Here is a 14,882-nt window from a genome sequence, read left to right as displayed (position 1 = left end):
CCCGTGGAACCGGCCAACCTTTCGAGGTTGGACAGGAGGTTGGACGGCTGCAACCCGCGCCGTTCCTTGCCTCGTCCAACCTGTCCAACCTGTCCAACCTGTTTTGATCGCACAGTGCAGTGCAGTCGTGCCGGCTGCCACACCGTAATGCGCGCAGAGCCGTCGAGGTTGGACAGGTTGGACGGAGCCGCGTCCCACCGCGATTCGAGGTTGGACGACGTTGGACAGCAGGTTGGACAGGTTGGACGTTACCCACCGGCTGGGGCCTCCGGCTCGGGCATGTAGTAGATCTGGACCCTACGGCCCAGCCTGGTCGGCTTGTACTTGTGGCACCCCAGGCGCGTGAGGATGCTGCCCACGCGCGTCGACATGGGCCGGTCCTGTCGCCCAGGCTCCACGTGCAGCGCGTACGTCAGCACGTCGGCCACCGAGAACTCCAGCGGCTCGCCGGCCTTGCCGCGCTCGCTCGCCCCGAGGTGCTCGTAGCGGCTGTCGCCTGCCCTGCCGGTGATCCACCGGTGCACGCGCTCGGTCCACACGTCCTCGCTGAAGCGATCGTCCTGCTCGCGCTCCGCGCCCTCGGGCAGCTTCCAGTACTCGAAGCCATCCTCGAACCACTTCACCGCCTCGGCCCACAGCTGGTCGCGCTGCTCGACCAGGCGCTCGATGTCCACCCGCCCCACCTTCAGCGGCAGGAAGCGGCGCGCGCCGGTCTCGTCGCGCAGGTAGTCGTCCTTGTTCACGGTGCCCACGAACACGCACTCGCGCCGGAATGACCGCGCCGTGCGCCCATAGCTGGGCCGGTACACGTCGAACCGCGTGGTGATCGCCTGCTTCACCTTGGCCACGTCGGCCTTGTTGAAGCTGTCCATCTCGCCGATCTCCACGCCCCAGCGCCCTCGGAGGGTCTGGTAGAAGTCCTTGTGCGCGGGCGACTCGGTCGCCTCGGCGTACCACTCCGCGCCGAACAGCTCCAGCACCGCGGTGGTCTTGCCGGCACCCTGCCCGCCTTCCAGCACCAGCATGAAGTCGACCTTGCTGCCCTTAGTCGGCTGGCGCGAATCACACCACAGGATGCGCGACACCGCCGACACCAGGAAGCAGCCGGCGGCACCGAGGTTGTACGGCGAGTCCTCCGCCCCGAACAGCTCCACGAACATGCGCTGCAGGCGCGGCGTGCCGTCCCACTTCAGCCCGGCGAGGTAATCGCGAACCGTGTGCCTCCGGCGCCGGCGTGCGATCGCCTCCACCGATTCCAGCACCAGCGCGGTCTTGATAATCGCCCCATAGCGCGACGGGTGGCCGATCCACGCCGCCAGCTCCAGCGCGTCCACCTCGGTGAACTCGTCACGAGTACCGCCGGTCCACGGCGGCTGGCGATCGAGCACGATGCGGTTGCCGAACTCGTCCAGCCAGAAGAGGCCCGACAGCTCGGGATCGTGCTCGAGGATCAGCATCAAGTTGTGCGGCGAGGCCTGCACCACCTCCTCGCGGTTGCGCGTGAGGAACTGGCGCCAGTCGGGAGCGCCGGCGTCTCCGCCCGGCGGCACCGTTCCCCCGCCATCGATAACCGTGAGCTTCTTCCGCGGCACGCTCATTGCCTCACCACGTCGACGTCGACAACGCGGTGCGCCGCCCAGGTCGCGAGCTGCCGCGCGCTCCAGCCGTCCCGCGCGGGATCCAGCGCATCGGCGATGTCCCAGCCCTTCGGCTGGCCGGAGGTATCCACGTAGCGCACCGATCGCACGCCGGCACGGAACAGGAACTGCGCGATGCCCGGTTCACGCCGGCCGTCGTAGTGCTCCACCCCCAGCATCGCCGCTTGGCCCTGCGGGTCGGCGTCCGGCCACAAGGTGACATCGCGACCCGCCAATGGCGTCCAGTCGACGTACTTCACGCCCTTGCCGCCACCGGGCCACGCGACCACCACATAAGCCCCGAACGCGCCAGCGCCAGCCGCGCGGCATTTTTCGCCTTCGACCACCAGCACCGGCGACGACGGGTGCGCCGCCAGCGCGTCCAGTCCGTACAGTGGCCGCGGCCGCGGGAAAGGCCAGATCACCCATTGCATGGCGCCATCGGGACGGATGCACCAGGTCACGGTGGGCGTGATCTTGCCGTCGCCGAACTCGCAGCGCAGCACGTAGCCCAGCAGCTCGCCGTCGGCATTGCGGTAGTCGAACGTACGCGCCGGCCTGAAGCGCGAGAACTTCGCCCGCTTCGCGTTCCAGATGGGCACCGTCCAGCCCGATTCCGTCAGCAGGTCAGGGGCGTCCGCCGGTACCGGCAGCAACGGCACCCACTTCACATCGGGCGGCTCGGGCGCAGGGTCCGTTGGCGCCACGCGCGCCTCGCCCAGGTCGCGGTGGCCGAGCTTCTCGCAGGCCTCCCGGAAGTCGCACATCTCGATGCGCTGCACGAACCCGATAACGTCGTCGTGCACGCCGCAGCCGAAGCAGTGCACGAAGCCCTTCTCCGGCGACACGTAGAACGAAGGCGTCTTCTCGCTGTGGAACGGGCAGCAGCCCTTGAACTCCTTCCCGTCCTTGCGCAGCTGCACGTAGTGGCCGACCACAGCCACCAGATCCGCTTCCGCACGCACGCGATCGACGTCGATCTTGCTCAAGCGCCACTCTTCCGGCGCTGCCGGCGCTGGGCCTCGCGCATCTCGTTCTCGTCTCGCTGCAGCCGCTTCTTCGTGGTGATGGTCCACGAAAGCTGCTTCGCCAGCTCCCCTGCGGGCATCGACCGGTACTGCTCGATGCGATGCTGCCGGGCCGCGCCCTTGCTCAGATGGCCGGGCGCAACCACAGCACGCCCTGCCGCTGGCGCTGCGCCTCGGCCTCGAGGCGCAGGCGTTCCCGCTCCGCCATCGTGGCCTCGACGGCCAGCCCCGTGGGCGCCTGGTCCAGTGCGGCCATCGCCTGCAGCAGGCCGCGGGCTGCCGCCGTGTTCGGCGGCCGATGCGTCACCCTGCGGTGGCATCGCCTCGTGTACATGGGTCACCGTCCCCTCCCCGGTGCGAATTGGCCCGCGCGAATGTCGGCCTCGCGCTGGCAGTCGGTACAGCGGCGCGCGCCCAGGCGGCGCCGCGCGTCTTCGATCTCTTCCCCGCAGTCCAGGACTTCGCAGTGCGACAGCCCCTCGCGCCGAGCGGGCACGCTCAGCCGGTGCCGGGCGAGCGCGTCATCGATGCGGGCCTGCACGTCGGCCTGCACGGCATCCATGGCGTCAGGCATCGTTGGCCCCTCCGGCCATCAGCACGCGCCGGAGCGCGGCCACTTCCTCGCGCAACAGGCGGTTCTGCCGCTCCACCTCTGTCTCGTGGTGGCGCAGGCTGTACAGGTCGTAGTTGCGCTGGTGAAGCATCCACAGCAGCGGCGCATCGTTGCCGCACGTGGTCATCAGCCGCTCCAGCTTGGGCCAGACGATGCCTTCGGTGCCGGACATCCAGCGCGAGAACTGCGCCTTGTCCACCTCCAGCTCGAGCTGCAGCTCCTTGTCCAGCGTAGCCGCCCGCCTTCGCGCACAGGGCGATCGCATCGCCCAGCGTTTTCTCGCGGACGACCTCCTCAGGCCGCAGCGGAAGCGGCATCGCGAGCTGGCTGCTCATGCCCGCTCAACCAAGTTGAGTGGAGTTGAGAGACTCCCGCGGGCAAAAATTTTTGCATGCCCGAGCCCACCGACTTCGACGTTTCCGCCGTGCCCATGTGGGAACTCCGCGACGGCCAGCCGACGCGCCTGGCGGCCGTGTTCTTCCAGCTGGCGCCCGCCTCCGGTGTAGGCTGCGCGGGACGCGACGCACACCCCAGCACCGGAGACGGACATGGCAGAGCCGAAGCTGACGACAACCCAGCGCTTGGCGGCGAAGTCGCTGGCCACCGAGGTGGTTTTGCTGGCGCTCCTCCGCGAGAAGCGCGACGACCACGAATTCTGGCAACGCCTCGAACGGATCATGCAGGGCGTCCTTGCGCTGGATCAGCTTCAGGAGAACACCCGGCCGGACATTGCAGCGATGGCGGAAGAGGCGCAGCACATGCTGGACACCTGGCGAGCGGCGGTAGGGACCGATCCAAACGGTCCAGCGCCTCCCGGATCTGGTCCTTTCCAGCCCTGACCAGATCGAGCAAGACCAGCTCACCATCCTCAGCCATGCGTCACGCCCTCGCCCTCGGCTGGGGCGGTGTCGTCGTTGGCGGCCGTGTGCCAGGGCAGGTCGTCCCGCAGCAGTTCCTTGCGGATGGCGCCTCGGGTCACGAAGTCGATCTGCAGGGCGCGCTCCGCGCTGACGGTGACGGCACCGGTCTCCCACTGCGAAACGAGAGCCTGCGTGGCCGGATACCCGGCTGCGGTCAGCATCTCGGCCAACTTGGCTTGGGAGAGGTTTTGGGCTTTGCGGAGGGCGGCGAGGCTCATGGCGACGAACATTAGCGCCGCTGGTTTTACAAGTCAACAGCGCCACTTTTGGACTTCACGGCCCTTGGCAATTAGCGTCGCTGATATGGCGAAACTACCCGTACGCGCGAACGACAAGGCCTCCAAGCCGACCCCGGCGGATCTTCAGGCCGCCGGCCGGCTCCGCTCGCTCTGGGACGCCGCGAAGAACGAACGCAAGCAGCACGGCCAGCGCCTGACGCAAACAATGGTCGGCGATCTCCTGGACATCGGGCAGTCCGCTGTGAGCCAGTATCTCAACGGGGAGATCCCCCTCAACTACCGGGCACTCTTAGCATTCTCGGAAGTGCTCGGCGTTCCACCCTCGTCCATCCGCGCTGACCTGCCGGAGCAACAGCTCGGCGTGCGTGAGGAGCCAGTGCCCTACGGGACAGCCGATCAATGGGCCGACATCACCGCCTATGGCCAGCAGGTCGCGGCCGGCGACGGCATGACCCCTGAAGAGTATGCCGACACCCACAGTCTCAAGTTCAAGCGATCGAGCCTGCGGCGAAAAGGCCTGTTTGACCGGAAGTTGAGCGTCTTCTACGCGCGCGGCGACAGCATGGAGCCGCGCATCCATGATGGGGATGCGTTGCTGTTCGACACAAGCGACACCTCGCCACGGGATGGGCACATCTACGTAGTGAAGTTCGAGGGCACCTACATGGTCAAGCGCCTTCACCAGTACGGCAAGCAGTGGTTCCTCACCAGCGATAACACCGCCGACCCGAAATGGCGTAAGCCAGTTCCGGTCGAACCTGGTGACCACATCGAGCTCGTCGGACGCGTACGCTGGATCGGAAGCTGGGAGGACTGATCATGCTGAGGAAATGCGTTGGGTGCGGCCATCCAGTGGACGTGCAGGCACGGCTCTGCCCGAGCTGCGGCCGACGCGACCCTGGCGATAAGCACATGCCACCCACCCTGAAGGCGGGCCTGATCCTCGCGTTCATGGCCTTCTGCCTTTGGCTATGGATGCGTGGCGGGAGCTGACCGACCCGCCCGGCGCCCCTGACAGAAACATTAGCGGCACTGTTGACAAGCTGAAACAGCGGCGCTAATACTACGCCCGCCCCGAATCCCCGGGGCAGGGCGACCGGCAGGTCGCCAGCCGGTCCCACCCCCGACCGGCGCAGGGTCTCCCCGCCCTCCGACCTGCCGGCCGCCTTCATCTTCCGATGGAGGCGACGATGGACTTCCTGCTGTACGACCCGGGCTACCCGGTCATCTTCCTGGTCGGGATGGTGGTGGGCGGCGTCATCGCCGGCGGCCTGATCCACCTGGGCGCCGTCAACGAGGCGCGCCGCCTCAGCGCCGAGGCCGAGCGCATCAACGCCTCGCGCCAGGCCGCGGAGTCCGCCCGCCACTGGGGCGCGGCCGCCAACGACGCGCCCGTCCACTACCCCGCCACCGCCGCCAGCGTCGCGCGCTCGCAGATGCGAGGCCCGCGGTGAGCGCCCGCCAGACGCTGAGCGTGGCCACCGTGGCCGGCCTGACGCTCGAACTGAGCTGCCAAGCGAGGGGGCCAGACGCCGGCCACGTCAACGCCACCCTGTACGTGCCCGAGGGTAAGGCCGAGCCCGGCGCCACGCTCACCGACCGCACCGCCGCGTTTCTCTGCGGCGGGCGCATCGGGTCCGATGTCCACGTCGATGCGCGCACCCACCTGCTTTCCCCGCCGGTGCTCTGGCTGCGCGGCGCGGCGATCGACATCGACGACGACACCGCGGCCACGGTCGAGGCCTGGCTGGCCAGCCGCCCCCGCCCGCAGGCGACCGCGCCTGATACGGCGGTGCCGGCATGAACGCCCTCATCGTCGACCTGGCGCGCGTGCGCCACGCCGTGTGGCTGTCCGACTTCATGGGCATGCCCGAGACGCGCCAGGCGGTGGTCGCCCGCCAGCTGGCTGACGCCCGCGAACGCCAGCAAAAGGGCCCCCGTCCGACCGAGCAGTTCTCCCAGCGCCTGCGCGAGCAGGTGAGCACGTACACCGCGCCGGGTGCGCAGGGCGGTGCGTCGTGAGCGAGCCGTGCACTCATCAGGCAGTGAACGTCCTTGAAGTCATGGACGCGGATCGCCGTGGCGTCGAACGCGCCATCGAACTTACGAAGCAGTGGGACGTCGTGCAGAAGTGGCGCTTCCACCTCGAATGGCACGACCTCGCTCGCGACGCTGTCGCCAAGGTCCTGCAGTACGGGAACCGGATCGAGCAGCGGAGGCGCGGCGCGCTGAGCGGCGATGCGGATGCGGAAGCGCAGGACTGGGCCGAGTTTCGCGCCGCTCTCGGTCGTTGCCAGCTGGGAGCGCCGCAATGATCCAGCCCCTAGCCCTCGACGACATCACCCTCCTCCGCGAGGCCCTCGCCGCGCTCCGCACCCTCGACGGCCACGCCATCAACGTGACGGCGCGTGCCAGCCAGAGCGGCGCCCAGGCGCGCCAGCTCGCCGTGCTGGGCGACCGCGGCCGGCACATGGACGCCCTCGACCGCCGCCTGCGCGACGCGCACGCCCACCTCACCGGCGCGCCCGTCATCCAGCACGGCAACGCCGACCTCACCAGCGAATCCACCACCTTCCCGCCGCTCACGCGCGCCGAGGAAGCCCAGGAGGCCAACCGCCGTGGATGAGCGCCGCCGCAACCCGGACCTGCACCACATCACCCACCTGCGCCGCACCGCCGAGCGCGCCCTGCAGCTGGCCGTCGCGCTGGGCAGCATCGCCGGCTGGCTCTTCATCTACCGCAACGCCTTCGGAGCCTGACATGCACGTCTCCACCGCCACCGCCGCGCGCCTGCTCGCCCTGCACCAGGCCGCGTTCGACAACGTCGCCTGCAGCCGCTCCGTGCTGCCTCGCCGCTCGCGCCCCGGCCTCGCCCTCACGGTCGCGCTGCTGCTCTGCGCGCTCGCCCTCGCCGCCTTCGCCCGCGGCGTCTGACCCACACACCCACACGCCGGCTCCGGCCGGCAAAGGACTTCCATGCCCGCCAGCAACCTCGCCCAGTGCCCGCCCGGCGACGCGGGCGCGCACGTCACGCCCCTCGAACGCGGCGCCCTGCTCGCTGCGTTCGAGGCCCCTGGCCACAGCCTGCCGCGCATGGGAAACGGCTTCGTCGCCATGCCCGCCAGGCGCGCGCAGAGCGGCGCGGCCACCGGCCACAGCGTCACCAAGCGCATCGCCCTGCGCCTGCAGCGGCTGGACCTGGTGCAGTTCGACGACGAGTTCTGCCCCAGCCGCCTCACCCTCACGCCCGCCGGCTGCGCGCTCGCGCAGCAGCTGCTGGCGCCCGCCAACGAGCCCACCCGATGAGCACCCGCGCCGAACGCATCCGCGCGTGGCTGGCCACGCAAACGCTGCCCGCCTCCGCGCGCGACGTGCTGCTGGGCATCGAGCCGCGCGGCGACATCAACGCCTTCTGCTCGGTGCTGGCCCAGATGGAGAAGGCGGGCACCGTGCAGGCCGGGAAGGTCGGCAACCGCCGCTACTACGTCATCGGCGACCCGCCGAAGCCCAAAGCGCCTCGCCCGCCCGGCCCGGCGCGCACCCGCAAGCCCATGACCGGCCGCGCCAACCGCCTGCGAGAGTTCCTGCAGCAGCACGACCGCGGCTTTACCGTCGCCGAACTGCGCGCCGCCGTGGATCCGCGCGCCACCTCCAACCAGGTGTCGGCCAGCCTGCACACGCTGGTGAAGCAGAAGCACGCGCACCGCGCGATACAGGGCCGCCTCGCGTGCTTCGGGCGCACCGCCGCACTGGCCCAGGCGCAGCTGGCCGCCGAAGTCGCGGGCGAGCGCGCTGCAGCCCCGACGCCGAAGCCCGTGCGCCAGGCGCCCGCGCCGAAGGCGAAGGCTGGGCCCAAGTCCCGCACGAAGCGTCCCGCGTCCTCCGCGCCGAAAGCGGCGCGCACGCGCCCCGCCGCACCGCCCACCCGCGACCTGCCGCGCGCCTTGCCCTCTCCCCCGCCACCCAGCCCCGCCGCCCGCGCCGCGATAGACGCCAGCGCCCGCACCACGCCGCGCGGCCGCCCGGCGCCGGTGTCCTGCGGCCTGGACGGCGTGTCCGAGCGCCAGCGCCAGGCCAGCGACCGCATCGCCGCCGACATCGCCGCCTTCGAAGCCAAGGGCGGCCGTATCCAGCGCCTCGGCCCGACCCAGTTCTTCACCCGCATCGGCATGGAAGCCGCCAACCACGTGCCGCCGCGCGCCCCGCGCACGGGCACCACCGACCTGGACGACTGACCCATGCCCACCGACCACCGCCTCAGCGGCCCCGTCTTCCTGGACTCCATGGCCAACCAGAGCACCGCCCACGGCCTGGACGTCAACGCCGCCGAATACCGCCAGCGCGCCAGCGACTGGCGCGCCGACCAGCTGCGCATCGAGCAGCTCGAGGCCGACGTCGCCCGCCTCGAGCGGAAGCTGCGCACCGCCGACGACCAGGCGCGCGTGCTTCACACCCTCAAAACCCACCTGCAGGCCGCGAACGATTCGCTGGCCAGCGCCACCGCGATCGGCTGAGGGTTGCCATGAACGAACTCCGTGAACTCGTCGGGCTGGTGAAGGATCTGCCCAACGCCGCGCTCTGGGTCATCGCCGCGATCTTCCTCTCAATTACCCCAGATCAACGGTCGGACAAACTTTTTGTGGCAGCGCGGCGAACTCAGCGGCTCAAATGCGCTCGATAGCACTATGCGTTGCAAGCTCGATAGGCCTACGCGGTCCACCACTCTGGATCTGTGTCTAGTCGAGCCAGCTTTCGAGATAGAGAAACCAATCCCCAGCAATTTTTCGACTCTCCATAGCGAGCTCTGCCAGCTTGTCCGGAAACTCAGATCTCAGACGCTCCACATGAAGCGGAGTAAGTCCATCCTGAAGTTTCTGAAATGCGTGGAGCAGAGAGAGTACAGAGGCCGCAATTTGTCCATACCTTACTACCGCTTCAGGCGGCTCATCCCAGTTCATTTGCGGCCCTCTGAGCAGCTGCATCCACGCCAGCACCTCATCTCGCGGGTGGGAGAACTCGCTCTCAAGAAACGACTGAATCGCGCCTCGCCAACGACGTGCGTTGCGAGATCTCGCGACTCGGAAAAGGGCCAGGATTACTTCCTCCGCCTCGCTCTCTGCTCGAATTCGACGCAACTCCTGCTCAGCCCTGATGCGCTTCTCACGCATCGCCTGAAAAACCAGCGCAAACGCAAAAGTCAGGACGGTCAGAAGGGCCTGCGCCCATGCGGCAGCGCTGCTCCACCATTCCAGCGGCGCGCATGGGACGCCGCCAATCAAGCAGTAGATATCTGCCACGACGTGCTCGAACATCCACGGTGATCGGATCATGCGTTTGAGCAAGAGCAAAGACAAGTGGTCGTCAATAGCGCACGCGGCAATCGAGCCGGTTTCTGAGGTCGACGGACCGCTCAGTTGTCGCCTCTCGTCTTCTGTCTGCCAGCGCTGCGGCGCCTGCTGCTCGGCAGTCGTCGACGGCGAGTTGGTCGCCTGCCGCCACCTGGACACCTCCGGCGGCCACTACAGCTGCCGCATCTACGCCACCCGCCCGCCTGTGTGCCGCGACTTCGACTGCCTGCGCACCGGTCAACCTAGCCCGGCCATCGCCGCGCGCGTGGTGATCGCGATGAGCGAGGCCGCAAAATCATGACCGATATCCGGCGCCCGGCGCTCAAGTACCACGGCGGCAAATGGCGGGTCGCTCATTGGGTGCTCGAGCACATGCCGCCGCACCATGCTTACGTCGAGCCCTTTGGCGGCGCCGGCAGCGTGCTTTTGCGCAAGCTGCGGTCGCCGATCGAGGTGTACAACGATCTCGACGAAGACGTCGTGCGCCTGTTCCGCGTGCTGCGCGACCCGGCGCAGGCGGCGGAACTGCAGCGCGTGGTGGAGCTCACTCCCTGGTCCCGGGCCGAGTTCTATGCGTGCTGGGATCCCGCGCCTGGCGCGTCGGACGTGGAGCTCTGCCGGCGCCTGGTGGTGCGCTCGTTCCAGGCTGTCGGCTCCAAGCGCGCCCGATCGCGCAACGGCTGGCGGGCCCGGGTCGACCACATCACGCCCGTCGACAGCTGGCGCCGCTGGCCGGACGAGATCCCGCGGTTCGTGGCGCGGTTGCGCGAGGTGATGATCGAGCAGCGGCCCGCCTCGGACGTCATCGCCCTGTATGACAGCCCGGACACCGCGTTTTTCGTCGACCCGCCCTACCTGCACGAAACGCGGGCCTGGGGACACCGATCGATCTACGACCACGAGCTCACGGCTGGAGAGCATGCCGCGCTGCTGGCGCAGCTGCAGGCGGTCGCCGGCATGGTCCTGCTGACCGGCTATCGCTCTCCGCTCTACGACTCCACGCTCCTGCCCGCGGGCTGGCTGCGCGTCGACGTACACGCCAGGGCGCAGGGCAACCGCCCCCGCGTGGAGTCCATGTGGATCAACCCTGCCGCACAGCGCGGGCTACGCCAGCCTAGCCTCGCACTGGTAGCGAGCGCCTGACCATGCACCCCGCCATCGTCCCCTTCGAAGACCTGCAGCAGCTGTGCAAGCCGGGCGAGAAACCGCGGCTGGCCACGGTCGAGGCCTGGGCGAAGCGCGAGGGCATCCGCTACCGCTACGACGGAAAAGGTGGCATTTTCACCACCATCGACGCCGTCAACGTCGCCCTCGGCCTCCGCGCCGCCAACGACGACGGTGCCGCCTATGCACCCGACATCATCTGAGCCATGCCCCGAGGCCGCCCCCGCAAGGTCCCACCCAACCTCCCCCCGCACATCGACTATGCGCGGGTGCCGAAGGGCGTCTACTGGGACGCCAGCGGTAACGGCCGCTGGTACACCCTGGCCCCCGGTGAAAGCGGCCGCGCCTCGAGGAGGACGGTCGCCGGCCGCGATGCCAGGCTCTCCGACCTCCACGCGATCGCCGAGCGCGGCGAAGCCACCGGCACCGTGGAGTGGCTGACGAAGCTCTACCACGACAGCGCCAAGTTCAAGGCGCTGGCGAAGATCACCCGGGCCGACTACGAGTACTCCCGCGACGTGCTGCTGAGCCAGCGGACGACCGACGGCGGGAAGGTCGGCGGCTTGGTCGCCAACCGGATCCGCACCCATCACCTGCAGAAGCTGGTCGACCGCATCGCCGCCGAGGGCACGCCCACGAAGGCAGCCAAGGTGCTCCGCTATGCGCGCCTGCTCTTCAGCTGGGGCCTGCGGCGCGGCCACGTCCTGCAGAACCCGGGCAAGGGCCTCGAGGCGCCGCAGGAGCGCCGCCGGCAGCGGCTCCCGGACCAGCAGGCCTACCTGGCGCTGCTGTCGTTCGCGATCGACGGCGCCGCGCGCGTCTCCAGGACCGAGGGTTCCCAGGCCCCGTACCTGCCCCTCGTCATGGAGCTCGGGTATCTCTGCCGCCTCCGCGGCATCGAGACGCTGACGCTCGTGGAGTCCCAAGGCACGCCGGAGGGCCTGCGCACCAATCGCCGCAAGGGCAGCCGCGACAACGTCGTCGAGTGGACGCCACGACTGCGTGCCGCCTGGAACTCAGCGCTCGCCTACCGCAAAGCGGTGATCGAGCGCACCACGCGCATCGAACCGATCCGGTCGGAAGACCGGCGCCTGATTCTCGCCGAGAGCGGCGAGCCGCTCACGAAGTCAGGCCTCGACAGCGCCTGGCAGCGCCTGGTGCACGCCGCGATCCGGGAGGGCGTGATCACCCCAGAGCAGCGCTTCAGCCTACACGACCTCAAGCGCAAGGGCGGTACCGACACGAAAGGCACTAAAGCAGAGAAGCAGGACGCCCTTGGCGTCACCGAGCAGATGATGAAGACCTATGACAAGAGCATCGCGTTGGTGAAGCCTTCAGCGTGAGTATTCTTAACTAACAGCCATATCGTGGCGGAGGGCGGCATGAAGTTCTCTGATCTGGGCGGCGTTAGCAAGCCTCTTACTCGCCTGATCGATGTCATTTCGCGCGGCATGGGGCGCGTCTCGGCACCAATGCTTACCAGGGTGAATGCGAAAGCGGACGCCGAAAAAATCCGAGTGTTGTCAGAAGCGCTCAACAATGCCGGCGATGGCAATCTGCTCGCGATCTCCTACCAAGATGAGAACATCCGGATCGATCGAGACCCTCAAGCCATCGCATGGTCAAGTTCTCAATCATCTGCGGCAGAGCGGGCGGCGACGCGTGAGGCCTATCAAGCCGAGCTTCGTCAATCGAACATTGAATCTATCACCACTACTGCGGCGCTAGAGCTCGCAGGTGTGACGGATGTGTCGACTGACGTGCCTGATGCGGACTGGATCAATCGATTCTTTCGCGCCTCAGAGGACATATCCTCTGAACAGATGCAGGATCTGTGGGGACGAATCCTAGCAGGGGAGATCGTACGACCGGGAAGCTTCTCACTCCGCACGCTCGACTTTGTTCGTAATCTGACCACGGATGACGCATCGCTGCTTGAGCGAATGGCGAACCAAGCGGTTTCATACAGCAGCTCAACATTCGTACCCTGCCTGGATCGCACTTGGCTTGAGAAGCACCGAGACATCTACATGGGTCATTACTTCGATGCCGCCGAGCTCGGCGCTATGCACCCATCGGAAATGACCTACAACCTCTTCAAGTTCCCTACCAGAAACGTTGAGCTACTTCGCGCCGGAAAGCTGGTCCTGAAAATCGAGCGCGGAACTGCTACTAAGCCGATCGGCCTCCCGCTGTGGAGATTCACCGCCGTCGGGAGGGAGATCGTCCAGCTCCTCAGTCACGACGGAGACGAAGAACAGCTGATTCGGGTCGGCAAGTGGTTCGCGGGCAAGGGTGCGGACGTTGTACTCGGCGAGACGATCGACGAAGCCAACGGGAAGATCCGCATGAAGAATCTCCAAAGAATCATCCTCGACCCGTAACGCAGTCGCTGAACGTTCTTTTACGGACAATTTTACGGACTCTGCGCGGACGCGTAGATAAGTTGTTGTTAGCACTGGTGGGCCGTGATGGATTCGAACCATCGACCAGCGGATTAAAAGTCCGATGCTCTACCGACTGAGCTAACGGCCCCTGCTGCCGGGCGATTATAGGGCATGCGCCGCGCCGGCCCCGTCGGCACCGCCCCGCTGACCTGGATCAAGGCAGGTCGATGGCGGTCATCCACAATATCCGCATGGCCACATCCGCCACTCCGACGACCGCGATGCCCGACGCAGCGCATCTCCCCGACCACCAGGCGATCACGCGCCTGGTGCACGCCTTCTATGGACGCGCCCGCGGCGACGCGCTCCTCGGGCCGGTGTTCGAGGCCGCGGTGCAGGACTGGACGACGCACCTGGACACCCTGGTCGCGTTCTGGTCTTCGGTGCTGCTGCGCAGCGGCACCTATCGCGGCAATCCGATGTCCGCGCATCGGCCGCTCGACCTCGATGAGGCGCACTTCGAGCGCTGGCTGGCGCTGTGGGGCGAGACCGCCCGCGAGTCGCTCACGCCGCCGGAGGCCGCCCATGTGTCGGCGCTGGCGCAGCGCATCGGGCAGTCGTTGCGGATCGGGCTGGACATCGATCCGCTGCGCCGCCAGCGTCGCGCCGGCGGCGCGCCGGCCTGCACGACTGGCGACCCAGGCGGAAGTGCCGATCAGCCCGCGTAGCGGGTCGGATCCTCGACCCCTGCCGCCGCGAAGCCTTCGGCGCGCAGCCGGCAGGCGTCGCAATGGCCACAGGCGCGTCCTTCCGCGTCGGCGCGGTAGCACGACACCGTCGCCGAGAAATCCACCCCCAGGCGCAGCCCCTCGCGCACGATGTCCGCCTTTCCCATGCGCAGAAGCGGCGCGAGCACGCGCAGGCCCGCGCCTTCCACGCCCGCTTTCGTCGCGACGTTGGCCAGGCGCTCGAACGCGTCGATGAATTCCGGCCGGCAGTCGGGATAACCCGAATAATCGACCGCGTTGACGCCGCAGAACAGATCGCTCGCCCCCAGCACCTCGGCCCAGCCGAGCGCGAGCGAGAGCATGATGGTGTTGCGTGCGGGGACGTAGGTGACCGGAATGCCGGCGCCGCCGGCCTCGGGGACGTCGATATCGTCGGTGAGCGCCGAGCCGCCGAACGCACGCAGGTCGACGTGCACGGTCTTGTGCTGCGCGGCGCCCTGCAGTGTCGCCACCCGCACGGCGGCGTCGAGCTCGGAGGTGTGGCGCTGGCCGTAGCGCACGCTCAGCGCATGAGCCTCGAAGCCCTGCTCGCGGGCGATGGCCAGCACCACCGCGGAATCCATGCCCCCGGACAGGAGGACGACAGCCTTCTTCATCGTAGTCGGATATCGAAAGTCGGTGATTGGGTGCAGGGAGCGGCCGGCAGGTACCGACGCGCGCAAGATTGGCCGACGTCGGACGCACCGCGCCACGCGCGACGCGATCCGCAGCTCGCCAGCCGGCTCACGGACGACAAGGCGCGCATCGCGCTCGCGTCC

General features: G+C 68.1%; 28 protein-coding genes and 1 tRNA gene. 20 read left to right on the top strand and 9 right to left on the bottom strand.

Going from position 1 to position 14,882, the window contains the following annotated elements:
• Nucleotides 1-248: 248 nt before the first annotated feature.
• From QFW80_RS16680 to QFW80_RS16660, 5 genes are all read right to left on the bottom strand, one after another.
• Nucleotides 249-1,598 carry a virulence-associated E family protein gene (locus tag QFW80_RS16680; RefSeq protein ID WP_280603175.1) on the bottom strand — a complete coding sequence of 450 codons (1,350 nt, stop codon included), beginning with the start codon at nt 1,596-1,598 and terminating at the stop codon, nt 249-251.
• Entirely contained in the window at nt 1,595-2,626 is a 1,032-nt protein-coding gene (locus tag QFW80_RS16675) for a CHC2 zinc finger domain-containing protein (RefSeq protein ID WP_280603174.1), read from the bottom strand. Before QFW80_RS16675 ends, QFW80_RS16680 begins: the two co-directional genes overlap by 4 nt.
• Before the next feature lie 163 nt (nt 2,627-2,789).
• Nucleotides 2,790-2,921, bottom strand: a complete 132-nt coding sequence (locus QFW80_RS16670; RefSeq protein WP_280603173.1) for a hypothetical protein — start codon at nt 2,919-2,921, stop codon at nt 2,790-2,792.
• Nucleotides 2,922-3,002: 81 nt separating this feature from the next.
• The gene (locus tag QFW80_RS16665; protein WP_280603172.1) at nt 3,003-3,239 is read right to left on the bottom strand and encodes a TraR/DksA C4-type zinc finger protein; all 237 of its coding nucleotides are present in this window, start codon (nt 3,237-3,239) and stop codon (nt 3,003-3,005) included.
• Nucleotides 3,232-3,543, bottom strand: coding sequence for a hypothetical protein (locus QFW80_RS16660; RefSeq protein WP_280603170.1), 312 nt, complete (start codon nt 3,541-3,543; stop codon nt 3,232-3,234). The genes QFW80_RS16665 and QFW80_RS16660 overlap by 8 nt, the downstream gene beginning before the upstream one ends.
• Before the next feature lie 283 nt (nt 3,544-3,826).
• Here QFW80_RS16660 and QFW80_RS16655 point away from each other — a divergent pair, with 283 nt between their 5' ends.
• A complete protein-coding gene (locus QFW80_RS16655) occupies nt 3,827-4,117 on the top strand; it encodes a hypothetical protein (protein WP_280603168.1) in 291 nt (96 codons plus the stop codon).
• A 29-nt stretch (nt 4,118-4,146) separates the two neighbouring features.
• Here QFW80_RS16655 and QFW80_RS16650 read toward each other — a convergent pair whose 3' ends face one another.
• Nucleotides 4,147-4,416 carry a YdaS family helix-turn-helix protein gene (locus tag QFW80_RS16650; RefSeq protein ID WP_280603166.1) on the bottom strand — a complete coding sequence of 90 codons (270 nt, stop codon included), beginning with the start codon at nt 4,414-4,416 and terminating at the stop codon, nt 4,147-4,149.
• Between the two features lie 85 nt (nt 4,417-4,501).
• Between QFW80_RS16650 and QFW80_RS16645 the strand changes: the two genes are divergently transcribed.
• The 13 genes from QFW80_RS16645 (at nt 4,502) to QFW80_RS16590 (ending at nt 9,118) form a co-directional block, all read left to right on the top strand.
• A complete protein-coding gene (locus QFW80_RS16645) occupies nt 4,502-5,254 on the top strand; it encodes a LexA family transcriptional regulator (RefSeq protein ID WP_280603165.1) in 753 nt (250 codons plus the stop codon).
• 2 nt (nt 5,255-5,256) lie between these two features.
• Nucleotides 5,257-5,430: a zinc ribbon domain-containing protein gene (locus tag QFW80_RS17645; RefSeq protein WP_486624503.1), complete on the top strand. Its 174-nt coding sequence runs from the start codon at nt 5,257-5,259 to the stop codon at nt 5,428-5,430.
• A 197-nt stretch (nt 5,431-5,627) separates the two neighbouring features.
• Nucleotides 5,628-5,891 carry a hypothetical protein gene (locus QFW80_RS16640; protein WP_280603164.1) on the top strand — a complete coding sequence of 88 codons (264 nt, stop codon included), beginning with the start codon at nt 5,628-5,630 and terminating at the stop codon, nt 5,889-5,891.
• Nucleotides 5,888-6,241 (top strand): hypothetical protein, encoded by a 354-nt coding sequence (locus QFW80_RS16635; protein ID WP_280603162.1) that lies wholly within the window; start codon nt 5,888-5,890, stop codon nt 6,239-6,241. The genes QFW80_RS16640 and QFW80_RS16635 overlap by 4 nt, the downstream gene beginning before the upstream one ends.
• Entirely contained in the window at nt 6,238-6,459 is a 222-nt protein-coding gene (locus tag QFW80_RS16630) for a hypothetical protein (protein ID WP_280603160.1), read from the top strand. The genes QFW80_RS16635 and QFW80_RS16630 overlap by 4 nt, the downstream gene beginning before the upstream one ends.
• A gap of 23 nt (nt 6,460-6,482) precedes the next feature.
• Entirely contained in the window at nt 6,483-6,752 is a 270-nt protein-coding gene (locus QFW80_RS16625) for a hypothetical protein (RefSeq protein ID WP_280603159.1), read from the top strand.
• On the top strand, nt 6,749-7,063 hold the full coding sequence (locus QFW80_RS16620) for a hypothetical protein (RefSeq protein ID WP_280603157.1): 315 nt from the start codon (nt 6,749-6,751) through the stop codon (nt 7,061-7,063). Before QFW80_RS16625 ends, QFW80_RS16620 begins: the two co-directional genes overlap by 4 nt.
• Complete coding sequence (locus tag QFW80_RS16615; RefSeq protein ID WP_280603156.1) at nt 7,056-7,196, top strand: hypothetical protein; 141 nt, start codon at nt 7,056-7,058, stop codon at nt 7,194-7,196. Before QFW80_RS16620 ends, QFW80_RS16615 begins: the two co-directional genes overlap by 8 nt.
• Before the next feature lies 1 nt (nt 7,197).
• The gene (locus tag QFW80_RS16610; protein WP_280603155.1) at nt 7,198-7,371 is read left to right on the top strand and encodes a hypothetical protein; all 174 of its coding nucleotides are present in this window, start codon (nt 7,198-7,200) and stop codon (nt 7,369-7,371) included.
• 42 nt (nt 7,372-7,413) lie between these two features.
• A complete protein-coding gene (locus QFW80_RS16605; RefSeq protein WP_280603154.1) occupies nt 7,414-7,743 on the top strand; it encodes a hypothetical protein in 330 nt (109 codons plus the stop codon).
• Nucleotides 7,740-8,672 carry a hypothetical protein gene (locus QFW80_RS16600; RefSeq protein WP_280603153.1) on the top strand — a complete coding sequence of 311 codons (933 nt, stop codon included), beginning with the start codon at nt 7,740-7,742 and terminating at the stop codon, nt 8,670-8,672. Before QFW80_RS16605 ends, QFW80_RS16600 begins: the two co-directional genes overlap by 4 nt.
• 3 nt (nt 8,673-8,675) lie before the next feature.
• Nucleotides 8,676-8,951 (top strand): hypothetical protein, encoded by a 276-nt coding sequence (locus QFW80_RS16595; RefSeq protein ID WP_280603152.1) that lies wholly within the window; start codon nt 8,676-8,678, stop codon nt 8,949-8,951.
• An 8-nt stretch (nt 8,952-8,959) separates the two neighbouring features.
• The gene (locus QFW80_RS16590) at nt 8,960-9,118 is read left to right on the top strand and encodes a hypothetical protein (RefSeq protein WP_280603150.1); all 159 of its coding nucleotides are present in this window, start codon (nt 8,960-8,962) and stop codon (nt 9,116-9,118) included.
• 55 nt (nt 9,119-9,173) lie between these two features.
• Here QFW80_RS16590 and QFW80_RS16585 read toward each other — a convergent pair whose 3' ends face one another.
• On the bottom strand, nt 9,174-9,749 hold the full coding sequence (locus QFW80_RS16585; protein ID WP_280603149.1) for a hypothetical protein: 576 nt from the start codon (nt 9,747-9,749) through the stop codon (nt 9,174-9,176).
• Nucleotides 9,750-9,765: 16 nt separating this feature from the next.
• On the opposite strand from QFW80_RS16585, the gene QFW80_RS16580 reads away from it, so the two are divergent.
• From QFW80_RS16580 to QFW80_RS16560, 5 genes are read left to right on the top strand one after another with little or no spacing between them, the layout of a single operon-like run.
• Nucleotides 9,766-10,086, top strand: a complete 321-nt coding sequence (locus tag QFW80_RS16580; RefSeq protein WP_280603148.1) for a CxxCxxCC domain-containing protein — start codon at nt 9,766-9,768, stop codon at nt 10,084-10,086.
• On the top strand, nt 10,083-10,928 hold the full coding sequence (locus tag QFW80_RS16575; protein ID WP_280603147.1) for a DNA adenine methylase: 846 nt from the start codon (nt 10,083-10,085) through the stop codon (nt 10,926-10,928). Before QFW80_RS16580 ends, QFW80_RS16575 begins: the two co-directional genes overlap by 4 nt.
• A gap of 2 nt (nt 10,929-10,930) precedes the next feature.
• A complete protein-coding gene (locus QFW80_RS16570; protein WP_280603145.1) occupies nt 10,931-11,152 on the top strand; it encodes a hypothetical protein in 222 nt (73 codons plus the stop codon).
• A 3-nt stretch (nt 11,153-11,155) separates the two neighbouring features.
• On the top strand, nt 11,156-12,292 hold the full coding sequence (locus QFW80_RS16565; protein ID WP_280603143.1) for a site-specific integrase: 1,137 nt from the start codon (nt 11,156-11,158) through the stop codon (nt 12,290-12,292).
• Between the two features lie 39 nt (nt 12,293-12,331).
• Nucleotides 12,332-13,333: a DUF2806 domain-containing protein gene (locus QFW80_RS16560; protein ID WP_280603142.1), complete on the top strand. Its 1,002-nt coding sequence runs from the start codon at nt 12,332-12,334 to the stop codon at nt 13,331-13,333.
• 75 nt (nt 13,334-13,408) lie between these two features.
• On the opposite strand, the gene QFW80_RS16555 is transcribed toward QFW80_RS16560, so the two are convergent.
• A tRNA-Lys gene (locus tag QFW80_RS16555) sits at nt 13,409-13,484 on the bottom strand.
• A 103-nt stretch (nt 13,485-13,587) separates the two neighbouring features.
• On the opposite strand from QFW80_RS16555, the gene QFW80_RS16550 reads away from it, so the two are divergent.
• Nucleotides 13,588-14,064: a group III truncated hemoglobin gene (locus QFW80_RS16550; RefSeq protein ID WP_280603141.1), complete on the top strand. Its 477-nt coding sequence runs from the start codon at nt 13,588-13,590 to the stop codon at nt 14,062-14,064.
• Here QFW80_RS16550 and queC read toward each other — a convergent pair.
• The gene (gene queC / locus QFW80_RS16545) at nt 14,052-14,720 is read right to left on the bottom strand and encodes a 7-cyano-7-deazaguanine synthase QueC (protein WP_280603406.1); all 669 of its coding nucleotides are present in this window, start codon (nt 14,718-14,720) and stop codon (nt 14,052-14,054) included. The two genes, QFW80_RS16550 and queC, sit on opposite strands and share 13 nt — an antisense overlap.
• Nucleotides 14,721-14,882: the final 162 nt, after the last annotated feature.

The organism is Luteimonas rhizosphaericola (genome assembly GCF_029888045.1).
Lineage (GTDB): Bacteria > Pseudomonadota > Gammaproteobacteria > Xanthomonadales > Xanthomonadaceae > Luteimonas > Luteimonas rhizosphaericola.
The sequence above is the reverse complement of the archived record's forward strand: the minus strand, read 5'-3'. Positions and strand labels throughout refer to the sequence as shown.

What these genes read in the sequence shown, in the direction of transcription:
- QFW80_RS16680 (WP_280603175.1), bottom strand. Translation starts at nt 1,598, where the DNA reads ATGAGCGTGCCGCGGAAGAAGCTCACGGTTATCGATGGCGGGGGAACG.
- QFW80_RS16670 (WP_280603173.1), bottom strand. Translation starts at nt 2,921, where the DNA reads ATGGCCGCACTGGACCAGGCGCCCACGGGGCTGGCCGTCGAGGCCACG.
- QFW80_RS16665 (WP_280603172.1), bottom strand. Translation starts at nt 3,239, where the DNA reads ATGCCTGACGCCATGGATGCCGTGCAGGCCGACGTGCAGGCCCGCATC.
- QFW80_RS16660 (WP_280603170.1), bottom strand. Translation starts at nt 3,543, where the DNA reads ATGCGATCGCCCTGTGCGCGAAGGCGGGCGGCTACGCTGGACAAGGAG.
- QFW80_RS16655 (WP_280603168.1), top strand. Translation starts at nt 3,827, where the DNA reads ATGGCAGAGCCGAAGCTGACGACAACCCAGCGCTTGGCGGCGAAGTCG.
- QFW80_RS16650 (WP_280603166.1), bottom strand. Translation starts at nt 4,416, where the DNA reads ATGAGCCTCGCCGCCCTCCGCAAAGCCCAAAACCTCTCCCAAGCCAAG.
- QFW80_RS16645 (WP_280603165.1), top strand. Translation starts at nt 4,502, where the DNA reads ATGGCGAAACTACCCGTACGCGCGAACGACAAGGCCTCCAAGCCGACC.
- QFW80_RS17645 (WP_486624503.1), top strand. Translation starts at nt 5,257, where the DNA reads ATGCTGAGGAAATGCGTTGGGTGCGGCCATCCAGTGGACGTGCAGGCA.
- QFW80_RS16640 (WP_280603164.1), top strand. Translation starts at nt 5,628, where the DNA reads ATGGACTTCCTGCTGTACGACCCGGGCTACCCGGTCATCTTCCTGGTC.
- QFW80_RS16630 (WP_280603160.1), top strand. Translation starts at nt 6,238, where the DNA reads ATGAACGCCCTCATCGTCGACCTGGCGCGCGTGCGCCACGCCGTGTGG.
- QFW80_RS16620 (WP_280603157.1), top strand. Translation starts at nt 6,749, where the DNA reads ATGATCCAGCCCCTAGCCCTCGACGACATCACCCTCCTCCGCGAGGCC.
- QFW80_RS16610 (WP_280603155.1), top strand. Translation starts at nt 7,198, where the DNA reads ATGCACGTCTCCACCGCCACCGCCGCGCGCCTGCTCGCCCTGCACCAG.
- QFW80_RS16605 (WP_280603154.1), top strand. Translation starts at nt 7,414, where the DNA reads ATGCCCGCCAGCAACCTCGCCCAGTGCCCGCCCGGCGACGCGGGCGCG.
- QFW80_RS16600 (WP_280603153.1), top strand. Translation starts at nt 7,740, where the DNA reads ATGAGCACCCGCGCCGAACGCATCCGCGCGTGGCTGGCCACGCAAACG.
- QFW80_RS16595 (WP_280603152.1), top strand. Translation starts at nt 8,676, where the DNA reads ATGCCCACCGACCACCGCCTCAGCGGCCCCGTCTTCCTGGACTCCATG.
- QFW80_RS16590 (WP_280603150.1), top strand. Translation starts at nt 8,960, where the DNA reads ATGAACGAACTCCGTGAACTCGTCGGGCTGGTGAAGGATCTGCCCAAC.
- QFW80_RS16585 (WP_280603149.1), bottom strand. Translation starts at nt 9,749, where the DNA reads ATGTTCGAGCACGTCGTGGCAGATATCTACTGCTTGATTGGCGGCGTC.
- QFW80_RS16580 (WP_280603148.1), top strand. Translation starts at nt 9,766, where the DNA reads ATGCGTTTGAGCAAGAGCAAAGACAAGTGGTCGTCAATAGCGCACGCG.
- QFW80_RS16575 (WP_280603147.1), top strand. Translation starts at nt 10,083, where the DNA reads ATGACCGATATCCGGCGCCCGGCGCTCAAGTACCACGGCGGCAAATGG.
- QFW80_RS16570 (WP_280603145.1), top strand. Translation starts at nt 10,931, where the DNA reads ATGCACCCCGCCATCGTCCCCTTCGAAGACCTGCAGCAGCTGTGCAAG.
- QFW80_RS16565 (WP_280603143.1), top strand. Translation starts at nt 11,156, where the DNA reads ATGCCCCGAGGCCGCCCCCGCAAGGTCCCACCCAACCTCCCCCCGCAC.
- QFW80_RS16560 (WP_280603142.1), top strand. Translation starts at nt 12,332, where the DNA reads ATGAAGTTCTCTGATCTGGGCGGCGTTAGCAAGCCTCTTACTCGCCTG.
- QFW80_RS16550 (WP_280603141.1), top strand. Translation starts at nt 13,588, where the DNA reads ATGGCCACATCCGCCACTCCGACGACCGCGATGCCCGACGCAGCGCAT.
- queC (WP_280603406.1), bottom strand. Translation starts at nt 14,720, where the DNA reads ATGAAGAAGGCTGTCGTCCTCCTGTCCGGGGGCATGGATTCCGCGGTG.